This is a genomic window from Corynebacterium sp. HMSC058E07 (assembly GCF_001809885.1).
Classification (GTDB): Bacteria; Actinomycetota; Actinomycetes; order Mycobacteriales; family Mycobacteriaceae; genus Corynebacterium; species Corynebacterium macclintockiae.
Window position 1 is genome coordinate 45,437 of the sequence record NZ_KV799275.1, and the last position, 14,359, is coordinate 59,795.

General features: G+C 64.2%; 12 protein-coding genes. 5 read left to right on the plus strand and 7 right to left on the minus strand.

Annotated features, from left to right (window positions below; translation table 11 throughout):
• Window positions 1-15: 15 nt before the first annotated feature.
• Genes HMPREF2678_RS05625 through gndA form a run of 5 tightly spaced genes read right to left on the minus strand, consistent with a single transcriptional unit; the run spans window position 16 to window position 5,827 of the window.
• The gene (locus HMPREF2678_RS05625; RefSeq protein WP_070551311.1) at window positions 16-855 is read right to left on the minus strand and encodes a 3-methyladenine DNA glycosylase; all 840 of its coding nucleotides are present in this window, start codon (window positions 853-855) and stop codon (window positions 16-18) included.
• The gene (locus HMPREF2678_RS05630) at window positions 848-1,891 is read right to left on the minus strand and encodes a hemolysin family protein (RefSeq protein WP_070551313.1); all 1,044 of its coding nucleotides are present in this window, start codon (window positions 1,889-1,891) and stop codon (window positions 848-850) included. Before HMPREF2678_RS05630 ends, HMPREF2678_RS05625 begins: the two co-directional genes overlap by 8 nt.
• Entirely contained in the window at window positions 1,891-3,216 is a 1,326-nt protein-coding gene (locus tag HMPREF2678_RS05635) for a hemolysin family protein (protein ID WP_034981911.1), read from the minus strand. Before HMPREF2678_RS05635 ends, HMPREF2678_RS05630 begins: the two co-directional genes overlap by 1 nt.
• A gap of 16 nt (window positions 3,217-3,232) precedes the next feature.
• Complete coding sequence (locus HMPREF2678_RS05640) at window positions 3,233-4,381, minus strand: DEAD/DEAH box helicase (protein WP_034981913.1); 1,149 nt, start codon at window positions 4,379-4,381, stop codon at window positions 3,233-3,235.
• Complete coding sequence (gene gndA / locus HMPREF2678_RS05645; protein ID WP_070551315.1) at window positions 4,382-5,827, minus strand: NADP-dependent phosphogluconate dehydrogenase; 1,446 nt, start codon at window positions 5,825-5,827, stop codon at window positions 4,382-4,384.
• A gap of 44 nt (window positions 5,828-5,871) precedes the next feature.
• Here gndA and HMPREF2678_RS05650 point away from each other — a divergent pair, with 44 nt between their 5' ends.
• Window positions 5,872-6,354 carry a PaaI family thioesterase gene (locus HMPREF2678_RS05650; protein WP_034981916.1) on the plus strand — a complete coding sequence of 161 codons (483 nt, stop codon included), beginning with the start codon at window positions 5,872-5,874 and terminating at the stop codon, window positions 6,352-6,354.
• Window positions 6,355-6,357: 3 nt separating this feature from the next.
• On the opposite strand, the gene HMPREF2678_RS05655 is transcribed toward HMPREF2678_RS05650, so the two are convergent.
• A complete protein-coding gene (locus tag HMPREF2678_RS05655; RefSeq protein ID WP_034967751.1) occupies window positions 6,358-7,773 on the minus strand; it encodes an NAD(P)/FAD-dependent oxidoreductase in 1,416 nt (471 codons plus the stop codon).
• 181 nt (window positions 7,774-7,954) lie between these two features.
• Between HMPREF2678_RS05655 and HMPREF2678_RS05660 the strand changes: the two genes are divergently transcribed.
• From HMPREF2678_RS05660 to HMPREF2678_RS05670, 3 genes are all read left to right on the plus strand, one after another.
• Complete coding sequence (locus HMPREF2678_RS05660) at window positions 7,955-9,187, plus strand: class I SAM-dependent methyltransferase (RefSeq protein WP_070551317.1); 1,233 nt, start codon at window positions 7,955-7,957, stop codon at window positions 9,185-9,187.
• Window positions 9,188-9,267: 80 nt separating this feature from the next.
• Window positions 9,268-10,947 carry an FAD-binding dehydrogenase gene (locus HMPREF2678_RS05665; protein WP_070551319.1) on the plus strand — a complete coding sequence of 560 codons (1,680 nt, stop codon included), beginning with the start codon at window positions 9,268-9,270 and terminating at the stop codon, window positions 10,945-10,947.
• Window positions 10,934-12,211 carry an amidase family protein gene (locus HMPREF2678_RS05670; RefSeq protein WP_070551321.1) on the plus strand — a complete coding sequence of 426 codons (1,278 nt, stop codon included), beginning with the start codon at window positions 10,934-10,936 and terminating at the stop codon, window positions 12,209-12,211. The genes HMPREF2678_RS05665 and HMPREF2678_RS05670 overlap by 14 nt, the downstream gene beginning before the upstream one ends.
• Here HMPREF2678_RS05670 and HMPREF2678_RS05675 read toward each other — a convergent pair.
• On the minus strand, window positions 12,186-12,980 hold the full coding sequence (locus HMPREF2678_RS05675; protein ID WP_034967761.1) for an SDR family NAD(P)-dependent oxidoreductase: 795 nt from the start codon (window positions 12,978-12,980) through the stop codon (window positions 12,186-12,188). The genes HMPREF2678_RS05670 and HMPREF2678_RS05675 overlap by 26 nt on opposite strands.
• 157 nt (window positions 12,981-13,137) lie before the next feature.
• Here HMPREF2678_RS05675 and HMPREF2678_RS05680 point away from each other — a divergent pair, with 157 nt between their 5' ends.
• Entirely contained in the window at window positions 13,138-14,358 is a 1,221-nt protein-coding gene (locus HMPREF2678_RS05680) for an HNH endonuclease signature motif containing protein (RefSeq protein ID WP_083303428.1), read from the plus strand.
• Window position 14,359 lies beyond the last annotated feature (1 nt).

The window sequence follows — 14,359 nt, forward strand, 5'->3', positions numbered from 1 at the left end:
CCTCCCGGTAGTTTTCTATCCAGTGTAGGCCAGCAGTTGCTTGCGCAGGCGCTGCCCGCGATCCATCAGCCCCTTTTGTCGCTGCACATCCTCCGCCCGCCCCGCGGCCGTCTCGATCCGCACGGGCTCGAACCCCCATTCGCGCAGGTCATACGGCGATGCCTCCATGTCTAGCCGCCGTACGTCGCATGCCAGCTCGAAGCTATCGAGCCATACCTCGCCGGGCACCAGCGGCCCCAGCTTCGTCGCCCATTTGTATAGATCCATGGTGGCGTGCAGGCAGCCCGGCTGTTCCAACTGGGGCTGCGCGTCGCGTGTTGGGGTGTGGGCGTTGCGGGGCGCGGCGGCGTCCGTAAAAAAGCGATAAGCGTCGAAGTGCGTGCACTTCAACTGCGAGGCCTCAACAACCTCGTCGGTACCGGCCGCACCCAAGCGCAGAGGCTCGGGGTGGCGTGGCGTGTCCTTGTAGACCATCGCCCACTCGTGCAGCCCGAAACAGCCGAGCACGGGCGGGTGCCGGTACGTTGCCTCCAGCAGACGCGCGATATAGCGCACCGTCTTGCCCCGCGCAGCCAGGTGCCGCTCCACGTCGAGGGTCCACACATCGCCGCGGCGCACGTAGTGGTCCTTGTAGTGCGGCAGGTCGTCGTTGCCGTCCCACACCACACCCTTATTGACGCCCGGATGCCAGTGGCTCAACTTCCCAGGGGTAGTGGGGTAGTAGGTGAACATGAAATCCCACACCGGGTGCCGTTCACCCTCCGCGCGGCGCTGACGGTGCCCCTCGGTTAGGCGCAGTACGCGTTCCCGGTGGGCGGCCTGTCTATCGCGCCAGTCGTGGAGTACCTCAGTCATGGGTCCAGTCGCGGACGGTGCCGACGAGTTCCTCGATGATGTCCTCCAGCGTGATCATGCCGATGATCTGCCCATTGGTGCCCTCCACCGCGGCGATGTGGCTAGAGGTGCGCCGCATGTTGCGCATGGCAACGTCGAAGCTGGAGCCGGACTTTACCCGCAGCAGCGGGCGAATGTCCGTGGTGTCTAGCTGCCCGTTGGGCTCCACCAGATTGTCCAGCACATCCTTGACGTGTACGTAGCCGATCCACTTGCCGTTCTTGTCGGTGACGGGGAAGCGGGAGTACCCGGTTTCCTGCACCGCCTTTTCCACGGCCGCGACCTGCATGCGCGGGCCTTCCTGCAGGATGCAGTGCACGTCGGCGAGGGGAATCAGCACCTCGTCCAGCGTGCGGCGGGAAGATCCCAGCGCCTTGTTCAACCGGGTGGCTTCCTCGGGGGCGATGAGCCCCTCGGAGCGGGAATCCTGGATCATGCTGGCCAGCTCGGACGGGGAGACGGTGGAGTCCAGCTCGTCCTTCTGTTCCACGCCCATCAGCTTCAGCGTCTGGCGAGCGATCCAGTTCAGCAGCTGCATGATCGGGTTCGTGACCTTTACGAACAGCAGGTGCAGGGGCACCACGAACGTCGCCACGGTCTCCGGCCCGGCCAGAGCAATGTTCTTCGGCACCATTTCGCCCAGGATGATGTGCAGCATCGTCACCAGCAGCAGGGAGATCGTAAAGCCGACCGGGTGCAACAACTCCGACGGCATTCCCAGTGCCTCGAAGGGGGCCTCGATCAGGTGCGCGATCGCGGGTTCGCCGACCTTACCCAACAGCAGGGAAGCGATGGTGATACCGAACTGCGCGCCTGCCAGCATGATCGACAGGTGCTCCGCGGCGTACTGCACCCGCTCGGCGCGCTTGTTGCCCGCGGCGATCATGGAATCCAGGCGATCCTTGCGCGAGGAAATTAGCGCGAACTCCACCGCCACGAAGTACCCGTTGAGTGCCAGCAGGAAGACGGCGAGAACTATGGCCCAAATGTCACTCATTAGTTTGCCTCCTCCTCGGTCAGCGGTCGCAGCAGGACTCTATCCACACGGCGGTTATCCATCTCCTTGACCGTGGCGCGCCAGCCGTCGGGCAGCAGCACTTCGTCACCCTCGGCGGGGATGCGACCCAACGTGGCCATGATCAACCCGCCGAGCGTGTCATAATCGCCTTCCGGCGCGGTGTATCCCACCGCATCCGGCAGTTCGTCGGTGCGCACCAGCCCGGAAACCTCCCAGCTGGTGCCCGCCTTGCGGACCTCCTTGTCCTCTTCCGCGTCGTCGTGCTCGTCCCACACTTCGCCGAGGATCTCCTCGACCACGTCCTCGATGGTCACGATCCCGGCGGTGCCGCCGTATTCGTCCACAACCATCACCAGCTGTGAGCCCGCGGCCCGCACGCGGTTCAGCACGTCATCGCCGCTCAAGGAATCCGGCACCGAGGGCACGGCCTTCATCAACTTATCCAGTGTGGTGGTGGGGCGTGCCTCGTGGGAAATGGTCAGCGCGTCCTTCACATGCACCACGCCCGCGGTATCGTCCAGATCCCCGCGCGTCACGGGGAAGCGCGAGTGGCCGGTCTCTAACGCCAGCTCGATCAGATCCTGCGCGGTGTCCTCGACAGTCAGAGATTCGACGGTCGAACGGGGTGTCATCACATCCTCCGCTGAGGCGTCACTAAACCGCAGCGACAGGTCCAGAATCCGCGCCTTCGACTCGGTGAATCCACCGTTGCCCGTTGAGTTACGCACCAGCGCCGATAGTTCCTCGGCCGATCGTGCGGACGCCAACTCGTCCGCCGGCTCAATCCCCAGCCTCCGCACAATCGCGTTGGCCATCGCGTTCATCCCGTTGATGAACCACTTCAGCGCCACGTTGAAGGCCCACACCGGCCGGATTGTCGTCCGAGCGGTATCCAGCGGATTGGTGATCGCCAGGTTCTTCGGTACCAGCTCGCCGAAGACCATCGACAGCACCGTCGCTACGATCAGTGACAGCACCAGCGCGATAGGCATTGCGACGGCTTCGCTCAGCCCTATTAGCTCCAGCAGCGGGTTGAAGAATTTAGCCAGGATCGGCTCCGCCAGATAGCCGGTGGCCAAGGTGGTGATCGTGATGCCCAGCTGCGCCCCGGACAGCAGGAAGGACAGCTGCCCGTGCGCCCTTTGCACCAGCTTCGCCGTGCCATCGCCCTTGGTGCGGGCGTGCTCGTCGATGGTGGAGCGCTCCAGCCCCGTCATCGCGAACTCCACGGCCACGAACAGGCCCGTAGCGCCTGTCAGCAGCACAAATAGCACTAGCCCGATTATGGAAAGCAGTATTTCCACTTGAGTAATTCGACTCCTAAATCTTCTTCAACTCGGCGATCAACTGTGAACCCGGCAGCACGGTGGGGTGCACGCCCGCCTTGGCCATCATTTTCTCGGTGGCTTGCTGTGTATCGGCGAAGGTTAGCGTGACCACCGTGCCACTGGCCCCGGCGCGCGCCGTGCGCCCGGCCCGGTGGACGTACGCCTTGTGTTCCGCGGGCGGATCGATGTGTACGACCAGCTCCACGCCCTTCACATCGATTCCGCGGGCGGCAATGTCGGTTGCCACCAGCACGGAGTTCTTGCCTTCCGTGAAGCCATCCAGCGCCGACTGGCGCGTATTCTGCCCCTTGTTTCCGTGGATTCCCACGGCGGGCACGCCCGCGCGCACCAGCTTCTTTACCTGCCGGTCCACTGCGTACTTGGTGCGCATGAACATTACAGTCCGCTTGCGCAGCTTTCCAATCTTCACGACCAGCTCGTTGCGTTCCTCGCGGCTGCTCACCACACCCAGCAGGTGGTTCATCGTGTCCACGCTAGCGGTGGCTTCACCCGTGGAGTGCGTCACCGGATCGCGCATGTACTTGTCCACCAGCACCTGCACATCGCCGTCGAGTGTGGCGGAAAACAGTAGGTGCTGAGCCTGCTTCGGCATGCGATCCAGCAGCTTCGTCACCTGCGGCAGAAAGCCCATGTCGGCCATCTGGTCGGCCTCGTCGATGGCCACGACCTTCACGTCGGAAAAGTCCAGCATCCCCTGGCCCAGCAGGTCCAGCGCGCGCCCCGGCGTAGCCACCAGAATGTCGACCGGCCGCGCCAGCGCCGTAACGTTGCGCTGAATCTTCACCCCGCCGACGACCTCCAGCAGTCGCTGACCTGCTGCGTTAGCGATCGGATCCAGCCGCGAGCGCACCTGCGTCGCCAGCTCTCTGGTCGGCACCAGCACCACGCCACGCGGCTTCTTTGGTTTGGACGCCCCCCGCCTCAACAACTGAATCATCGGCAGCCCGAACGTGAATGTCTTGCCGGAACCTGTCGGTCCTCGGCCCAGAACGTCGCGCCCCTCGACGGCCGCGGGGATGGCGGCCGCCTGAATCGGGAAGGGCTTGGTTATCCCCTCGGCGGAAAGCTCCTTGGTGATGCAGTCATCCAGCCCAAGCTTTCCGAACTCTGATCGGGACAATTACGCCTCGACCTCGCTGCGATCCCCGGACCACAGAGTGTGGAAGGAGCCCTCGCGGTCGGTGCGGCGGTAGGTGTGGGCGCCGAAGTAGTCGCGCTGCCCCTGGATCAGGGCTGCCGGCAAACGCTCTGCACGCAGCGAGTCGTAGTAGGACAGGGAAGAGGCGAACACCGGAACCGGCTGGCCCAGCTGGGTAGCCAGGATAACCACGCGGCGCCAGGAGTCGATCAAACTGCCCAGCTCGCCCTTGAAGTACGGGTCCAGCAGCAGGGAGGGCAGCTCCGCGTTGGCGTCATAGGCCTCGCGGATTCGGTTCAGGAACTTCGCGCGGATGATGCATCCGCCGCGCCAAATGGTGGCCAGGTCGCGGGGATCGACGTCCCACTTGTGCTCGTCGGAACCCGCCTTGATCTCGTCAAAGCCCTGCGCGTAGGCCACCAACTTGGAGGCGTACAGCGCACGGCGGACGTCCTCGATGAACTCCTCCTTCGGCACGTCCAGGGTGGATAGCTCGCCGCTAGGCAGGTTGCCGATGGTGGCGTCGCGCTGCTCGCGGGCGCCGGACAGCGCACGGGCGAACACGGCCTCACCGATACCGGTGGTGGGGATGCCTAGGTCCAGCGCCGCCTTCACAGTCCAGCGACCGGTGCCCTTCTGGCCTGCGGAGTCAACGATCACGTCGACAAGCGGCTTGCCGGTCTTCTCATCCACCTGGGAGAGCACCTCGGCGGTGATCTCGATCAGGTAGGAATCCAGGTCGCCCTCGTTCCAGGTCTTAAAGACCTCGGCGATCTCCGCTGGCTCCATGCCCGCGCCGTAGCGCAGCAGCTGGTAGGCCTCGCCGATGACCTGCATGTCTGCGTACTCGATGCCGTTGTGCACCATCTTCACAAAGTGCCCCGCTCCGTCGGGGCCAATGTGGGTCACGCACGGGGTGCCGTCGACCTTCGCGGCCACTGACTCCAGCAGCGGGCCCAGAGCCTCCCAGGATTCCGCCGGTCCACCGGGCATAATCGCCGGGCCATTCAGCGCGCCCTCTTCGCCACCGGAGATGCCGGCGCCGACAAAGTTCAGGCCACGCTCGGACATCTCAGCCTCACGGCGAATCGTGTCGGTGTACAGCGCATTACCGCCGTCGATGATGATGTCGCCCTCGTCCATTTCCTCAGCGAGCTGGGAGATGACGGCGTCCGTACCAGCACCTGCCTGCACCATAATGAGCGCGCGACGTGGCCGCTCCAGCGACTTAACGAAATCGGCGATCGTCTCCGAGGGAACGAAGTTGCCGGTCTCACCGAAGTCCTCCATGAACTTCTTGGTCTTCGCGGTGGTGCGGTTGTAGACGGCCACGGTGTGACCGTTGTTGGCAAAGTTCCGGGCGATGTTGGAGCCCATGACGGCCAGGCCAACAACACCGATTTGGGCGGTTCCTTCAGCAGTAGTCATGGTTTTACATCTTACAGGGCGATGTCTTGGTTAGGCTTAGGCGCATGTCCAATATTTTCATTGAACTAAGCCGTGTTGCCGCAGAGCGCGAACTCACTACTGAGGAGATCTCCACCCTCAACGAGCTGCTGGCTCAGCACCCCACCCTCGACCGCACCCTGGGCGTGCAGTACCGCGCCGTCGGGCCGAACAAGCTGGAGCTTGCCCTCGAGATCACAGAAGATCACCTGCAGCCCTGGGGTGTGACCAACGGTGGCGTGTACGCCAGCCTGGGGGAGACCGCCGGCTCCATGGCCAGCTATATCGCAGCCGAGGCGAAGCCAGCCGTGGTCGGCACCTCGAACCAGACGCACTTCCTGCGCCCATCGGTCAAGGGGGACACCATCATCGCCACCGCCGAGGCCGAGCACATCGGGCGCACCACCCACCTGTTTCGCATCGAGCACAAGAATGAAAAAACCGGCAAACGCTGCGCCCTGACTTTCCTCAAGACGCAGGTTGTGCCGGATATGCAGCCCAATAAGTAGGGGCTAGTCGGATACCGCGCGGGTGTCGCGACCCTCGCCGAAGCGCAGGTTATCGCGCACCTCGATGGAGCGGATCTCTTCCTTATCCTCCAGTTCGCGGAGCTTACGCAGCGCGTTGCGGGCGTGCAGCTGCTGGCGGGTGGCCACCAGCTGCCAGCGGCGACGGGATACGGAGTTCAGGCCCCAGCTGAACGCAGCGACAGCGCGGTTGCGGAAGCCAACCATGTACAGCAGGTGCAGCACCAGCCACATGACCCAGCCGAGGAAGCCGGAGACCTCGGCCTTGTTCATCTTCACCACCGCGTTGAAGCGGGAGACGATGGCCATGGAGCCCTTGTCGAAGTAGCTGAACGGCACGCGGCCCTCGTGGGAGGTGCCGTTGTTGATCTCGTCCAGAATGGTCTTGGCGGCGTACTGGCCACCCTGCATAGCGACCTGGGCCACGCCGGGCAGGCCGTCCTTACTCATCATGTCGCCGACGATGAAGATGTTGTGGTGATCGCCCAGGGTCAGGTCGGCGTTCACTGGCACGCGGCCCGCGCGGTCGACCTCGATGCCAGCCTGCTCCGCTACGTGCTTGCCCAGCGGGGAGGCGGCCACACCCGCAGACCAGATCTTGGCGTAGGAAGGAACGAAGAACTCTTCGTCGGTCTTCATGTCCTTGTAGCGCACGCCCTCCTTGGAAACGTCGGTCACCAGGGAGTTCAGGATGATGTCCACGCCCAGGTCCTCCAGGCGGCGGGCGGCCTTGCGGCCCAGGCGCTTGCCGAACGGAGCCAGGACCTGCGAGCCGCCGTCGATCAGCAGGATGCGCGTGTCCTCGGTGTCGATCTCACGGAACTCGTCGCGCAAGGTGCGGTGGGACATCTCGGCCAGCTGACCCGCCAGCTCCACGCCGGTGGGGCCCGCGCCCACGACGACGAAGGTCAGCAGTCGCTCGCGCTCTACCGGATCGTTGGTGATCTCGGCGCGTTCGAAGGCGCCGGTCACGCGGGCACGGATCTCCAGCGCGTCGTCGACGGACTTCATGCCCGGCGCGAACTCTGCGAACTGCTCGTTGCCGAAGTAGGACTGGCCGGCACCAGCTGCCAGGATCAGCGAGTCGTACTTCAGAACGGCATCCTTGCCGCCCAGGTCGGCGGTCACGGTCTGCTCGGCGATGTCCACGTTGCGTACTTCGCCCTTCACCACGCGGACGTTGTCCTGGTCCGCCAGGATCTGGCGGATGGACGGGGCGATTTCTCCCTCCGAGAGGATGCCGGTCGCAACCTGGTACAGCAGCGGCTGGAACAGGTGGTGGTTCGTCCGGTCGACGATGGTGACCTGGACGTTCTCGTTCTTGAACTTCTTCGCCGCAAAGAGGCCGCCGAAGCCCGCGCCGATAATGACGACGTGGTGGCGGTTGGTTTTGCTGGTCATGTAGTTGCTTCTCTCCTCAATGATGGTTGTTATCCGGCACTATCCTAATTGTTTCCTGCGTAGCGTTCACACCGAGAGCCCCCGGATCTGAAATTTTCCTTATCTTTCGGTTGTGCCTCGGAAGTTTGGTGTGGTTTTCCTAGTAACTTCGGGGGGAGTCACAGCGCATAAGGAGGGCAGGATGACGTCGCCGTACATCGACGAGGAGCGCTGGCCGCACCTCGTTGCCACCCCGCACGCCCGCTTCATGAGTCGCCGCGCTGAAGGTGTTACCTCGCGACTCGAGTCGTTGCTGTCTTCTCGCGGTATTGGTCTGGACGCCGGCTCGGTGCCGCACATGGTCGTTCGGGATGGCCAGGTGATCGATCGGGTGGTCGCCGAGGGGTGGTTGGGCCTTGCGGAGGGTTACATGGCCGGGGAATGGAACGCCGAGCCCCTCCCGGAGATCCTGGGAATCCTGCTTTCCCAGCCTTTCGAAGGCAAGGTGGGGGAGTTTTTCGCACGCCGTTCGCCGAGGCGGCGCGGCCCGCTACCGGGGGAGCTGCCGGAGGCCCTTGTCGAGCTCTACGCGGGTGCGTCGCGTGTCACTGGCGCAGCCCAGTTCAGTAGCGCCTCCCGCACCAGTGCCCACGATCAGGGGATCGACTTTACCTGGTTCGGTGACCCGGACCCGGTGGAGCGCTTGGACCTCGACGATGCCCAGCGTCGCCGTATCGACACGATGCTTGACGAGGCGGAGGTTGGCCCCGGCGACCGCGTATTGGAGATGCCCTCCTCGGGCGGGCAGCTGGCCGTGCAGGCCGCCCGCCGCGGCGCCCGGGTGGACGTGTTGACCAGCGACGAGGAGCACGCCGCGGCCGTCCGCGCCCGCGTCCACTCCGCCGGAGTCGGGGGAGGGGTCAATGTAGAGCTCATTCCCGGCCCCGTGCCCTCACCCCGCCAGTGGTCGGGCCGCTACGAGGCTATCTTTTCCGTCGAACGCATGGAAACCCTGGGGCTGGGTGGGCTGAGCCACTACCTCAAAGCCGTCGACCGCATGCTGTCTGACGACGGCCTGGCCGTCATTCAGTCGATCGTGGCCACCGAGGAGATGCGCGAGACTGCCCGGGAATCCCTCGACGTGATGCGCGCCTACGTCTGGCCCGCCCTGGAATACCCAACCGTCGGCCAGGTTCGTGAAGCCGCCGCCGAGAACACCCAGCTGCGCGTGGTCGCCGAGAACAACCTCAGCACCCACCTGCGCGCGACTTTGCCCCTGTGGCGTGCCAACTTCCTGTCCCGCGAACGCCAGGCCGCAGCTGCCGGATTCGACCCGGTTTTCCGCCGACTCTGGGACTATCAGCTAGCTCTCCACGAGGCCCTGGCCACCGCCGATGACATCGGGTGTGTCCAATTCGTACTCGCCCCTAAATAGTTTTGCGATTTCCCCGCGGGGGTCGCCAGATAGTTTTAGCGTAATAAGAACTACTGGCGATTAACCGAGAGGAAACACCCGTGACAACTCCCACCAACCCCGATGTCATCATCGTCGGTGCCGGCCTGGCTGGCCTCGTCGCCGCCTACGAGGCGCAGAAGTCGGGTTTGAAAGTCCTGATCCTGGACCAGGAAAACCGCAACAACCTGGGCGGACAGGCGTTTTGGTCGCTGGGTGGCTTGTTCTACGTGAATAGCCCCGAGCAGAAGCTGATGGGAGTCAAGGATTCCGAAGAACTCGCTTGGCGCGACTGGGAGAACTCCGCGCAGTTCGACGACACCCAAAACGACTACTGGCCCCGCCGCTGGGGGCGCGAATACGTTCGCTTCGCCGCCACCGAGAAACGCGACTACCTGAAGTCCCTGGGCCTCAACGTGCTGCCCACCGTCGGCTGGGCAGAGCGCGGCTCCGGCGACGCCAGCGGCCACGGCAACTCCGTTCCCCGCTTCCACCTGACCTGGGGCACAGGGCCCGAGGTTGTGCGCGTCTTCCGCGAGCCCATCGAAGCCGCCGAGGCAGAAGGCAAGGTCGAGTTCCGCTTCCGCCACCAGGTCGACGAACTGATCGTAGAAAATGACGCCGTCGTCGGCGTTCGCGGCAGCGTGCTGGAACCTAGCGATCTGGACCGCGGCGTGGCGTCCTCAAGAAAGGTCGTGGGGGAGTTCGAACAGCGTGCGTCCGCCGTCGTAGTGACCTCCGGCGGCATCGGCGGCAACCTGGACCTGGTGCGCCGCGCGTGGCCGACCGACCAGTGGGGGCCGGTCCCGAACGACATGGTCACCGGCGTGCCGGCCCACGTAGACGGCCGCATGATCAAAATCTCTGAAACCGCCGGCGCGAACCTCGTCAACACCGACCGCATGTGGGCCTACACCGAGGGCATGAAGAATTGGAACTCCATCTGGCCTGGCCATGGAATCCGCATCATCCCTGGCCCGTCCTCTCTGTGGTTGGACGCGACCGGTAAGCGCTTCCCGTCTAACATCATCCCGGGCGGCGACACGATCGCCACCATGAAGCACCTCGGTACCACTGGCCACAGCTACTCGTGGTTCGTCCTCAACAAGGCGATCGCCGACAAGGAGTTCATCTTCTCCGGCTCCGAGCAGAACCCGGATCTGACCATCAAGAAGGTCAAGAACCTGCTCTCGAAGGTTGGCCCCGGCACGCACCCAGCGGTCAAGGCGTTCATGGATCATGGCGAGGACTGGGTAGTCGCCGACGACCTCGGCTCCCTGGTCGAGGGCATGAACGCTATCGCCGACGACGATGCGCCCAAGCTCGACGTGCACGAGATCCGCCGCATCATCGAGGATCGCGATTCCCAGATCGACAACAAGTTCAGCAAGGACTCGCAGATCAACTACATCCGCACCGCCCGCGGCTACCTGGGCGACAAGATCGTCCGCTGCGCCGCTCCGCACCGCCTGCTGGACGAGACGAAGGGGCCGCTCATCGCCGTCAAGCTGCACGTGCTGACCCGCAAGACCCTCGGCGGTATTGAAACTGATCTGTCCGGCCGTTGCCTGCGCACCGACGGCTCCGTGCTGCCGGGCCTCTACGCCGCTGGCGAGGTTGCCGGTTTCGGCGGTGGCGGTATGCACGGCAAGAACGCCCTGGAAGGCACCTTCCTCGGCGGCTGCATCCACTCCGGCAAGCGCGTCGGCGAGAACCTGAAGGCGACCATTGCTCAGCGCTAGCGAATGGCGCGCCGCGGCCTTGGATCAGGGCGCCGTACCCCTGATCGAACGCGCCCTCCGCCGGATCCGCGCCCAGGACCGGAACTTCAATGCGGTCTCGGTGCTGCTCGACGACGAGGCTCTGGCCACCGCCGCCGAACTCGATTCCTCTACCGACCCCGGCCCGCTGCACGGCGTGCCGGTGCTCATTAAGGAGGAAGTCCACGTCCGCGGCGTGCCCACCACCTACGGCACCAACGCCAACCCCACGCCCGCGGCCGCTGACGACGAGATTGTTCGTCGCCTACGCAACGCCGGCGCCATCATCCTGGGCAAAACCACCATGCCCGCCTTCGGCGCCTTCCCGTTCACCGAGTCCGAGGCCCGCGGCATCACCCGCAACCCGCACAACCCGCGCTTCACCCCGGGCGGTTCCTCCGGAGGCTCTGCCGTCGCCGTTGCTGCTGGTTGGGTGCCCTTCGCCGTCGGCGGGGACGGCGGCGGGTCCATCCGCATCCCCTCCGCGCATTGCGGCCTGTACGGCCTCAAGCCCGCCCGCGGCACACTGCCAGGGGAGGATCTGTGGTGTCGCCTCGGCACCGCCGGTCCGATCGCTCGTTCCGCACGCGACTGCGCCCTTCTTTTTGACGCCCTGTCTGATTCCGTCGCGACCGAATCCGAGGGGGCGTCACTAAGAATCGGCGTAAGCCTGCGCCCCACAACGCCGCTGACTCCACCGCACCGCGACCACGTCCGTGCCGTGCGCGCGATGGCCGAGCGGCTGCGCGAAATGGGCCACGACGTGCGCGATTACACGCTGCGCCACAAGGATCCGACGGCGGCGTTTGTGACTCAGTTCTTTGCGGGGATCCGCAAGGAGATCGCTGACCTTGAGTACCCCGAGCGCATCGAGGGGCGTCACAAAGTCACGCGCGCGGCGGGCGTGTGGGCGCAGGGGCCGGTGCTGCGCTGGGCCGAGAGCTTCTCTGACCGGCTGGGGGAGCAGCTGGATCGGGTGTTCGACGAGGTCGATGTGCTGCTGACCCCGACCGTCGCTGCGCGCCCGGCGCGGGCCGGTGTGCTGACGGGCAAGGGGATGCTGGCAGCGCAGATCGCCAGCCTTCCGTCGGTGGCCTACACCGCCCTGTGGAACGTGTCCGGCCATCCCGCGATGAACATTCCCGCAGGTAAGGGGCGCGATGGCCTGCCGGTTGGTGTGCAGTTGGTGGCGCGCGATGAGCGGCTTTTGCTGGACCTGGCTAGCGCTTCATCAGCCGGCCCATAACTTCCGTCATCACGCGCCTTGGCATGCGCTGCGACACACTCGTCAGCAGCTTGTTGCGGGCGCCCGCGACGACCGAGGGCGGAGGCGACTTGCGCAGCAGCGCTTCGATGCCCGCAGCGACCACGTCGTGGCTGCTCATGCGCTTGAGTCCGCCGTCGGCGCGGTCGCTGCCCGCCACCCGGAAGAACTCCGTCTCCGTCGGTCCGGGGCACAGCGCCATGATCCGCACCCCCGAGCCCTTCCGCTCCGCGTACAGCCCTTCCGTAAATGACAGCACGAAAGCTTTCGTCGCACCGTAGACCACCATGCCGGGGGAGGGCTGGAACCCCGCGATCGACGACACATTCAGGATGAAGCCATTTCCGCGCTCTTCGAACCGCGGCAGGAACATGTGCGTCAGCTCTACTAGCGCGTGGACGTTCACCGCGATCTCTGCGCGCAGGCTGTCGGTCGGCACGTCGCTGAAGGATTCGTAGTTGGCGAAGCCCGCGTTGTTGATCAGTGAGGTTACCGTGATTCCGCGCGTCGATAGCTCCCACGAAATCTCGCCTGCCACGCCGTGTTCCGATAGGTCTTTGGCTATTACTTCGACCTTTACTTTGTGACGCCTCTTAATCTCCGCCGCAATCCTATTCAGCCGATCCTGACGACGTGCGACCAGAACGAGGTTCGCACCCTTGGCTGCCAGCTGGAGGGCGAATTCCTTGCCGAGACCCGAGCTGGCGCCTGTAATAAGGACGGTTTCTTGGGAGAGATCCAAAGTGCTCATGCCTCTATTTCTACATGATTCGGGGGAGTTCGGCAGCCTGATTGGATTCGAACAAACAGTCTAGTTATACTACAGAGTTAGCTTTTCATACGGCAAAAGTGTTGACTAGGTTGGAACGTGTGTTCTAGAATGGTGTTAGTTCACACAAGGGGATCGCATGAACACTACTGCACACGCCACCACACCCGCCGAACCACCACCAGATACCACTGAGCCCTACTACCGTCTCGCGCGTTCCGACGATCCGCTGACGGTCACGTCCCGCACCTTAAACCTGACGCATCTTGCTATGGTCGAGCAGTCTACTCCGGCCCCGGACGACCTCGTTCCCGATCATGTATCGAAGATCGCGGTGCGCTTCGGTATTAGCAAGGTGGTGGCGGCCAATTACGCCGACGCGGGCCTGATGCTTGCCGCATTCCCGCGGATCCACGAACTCTTCCGTAGCGGTGCGTTTACCATCCGCCACATCCAGCAGATCACTGAAGCAGTCCAGGCTGTGGCCCCCGAGAAGCGCGCCCATGTTGAGGAAGGGATTCTCAAAGCCCTCAGCCCTACCCGTCCCAACCAGCATGTTCCCACTCCGCGGGCTGCCTATAACAAGGTGAAGACGGTCGTGGGCAATCGGGACGTGTTGGCGACTCCGCACGATAAAGCCCCGCCAAAGGATACGAATGCTCCCGAGCTCTTTTTCGACCGCGGTCAGAACGAGACCACGGCGATCACCCTCATCGTTCCGCGTCTGCGTGGTGTGGAACTGCACAAAGCCGTGAAGTCGGCTGCAACCAAGCGTGCCTGCTCCATGGGCGAGGCCTTCCTGGCAATGCTCGACCAAAGTATCACCACCGAAGTCACCCTCAACCTGTACAAGGCAGTCACCCCGCAACCTCGCGGAGTATTCGCCGAGGACCACTGGTTGTCAGAGGCCGCCAGCTGCGAGTGGCTCAAGAAAGTCACCCACCTGGCGGCCCCCGGGTACACCGCGACGGAGGGCTACGAGGCGACGGAGCTGCTGCGGGCGTCAGTAACAGGGCGCGATGGGCACTGCCGTTTCCCGGGGTGCGACGTGCCGGGGTACGCGTGCGACGTCGACCATGTACACCGACATGCCGATGGCGGTCCGACGAGCACCGCGAACATGCACCTGCTGTGTCGTACCCATCACCGGCTCAAAACGGCTGGTACCTGGGACGTTGCGCTGCATGCCGATGGCACGGAGGTGTGGACCTCCCACGGTGACGGCCACCAGGTTGTGACCACGCCCGACGGCCCTCTCGCTCGCGAGAACTTCGCAGAACGCGGGGTTCGGAAGGCACGGGTTGTGCGCCAGTTGAACGCGGAAATAATGCAACGCAACGAAGGGGAACCGCCGTACTAGC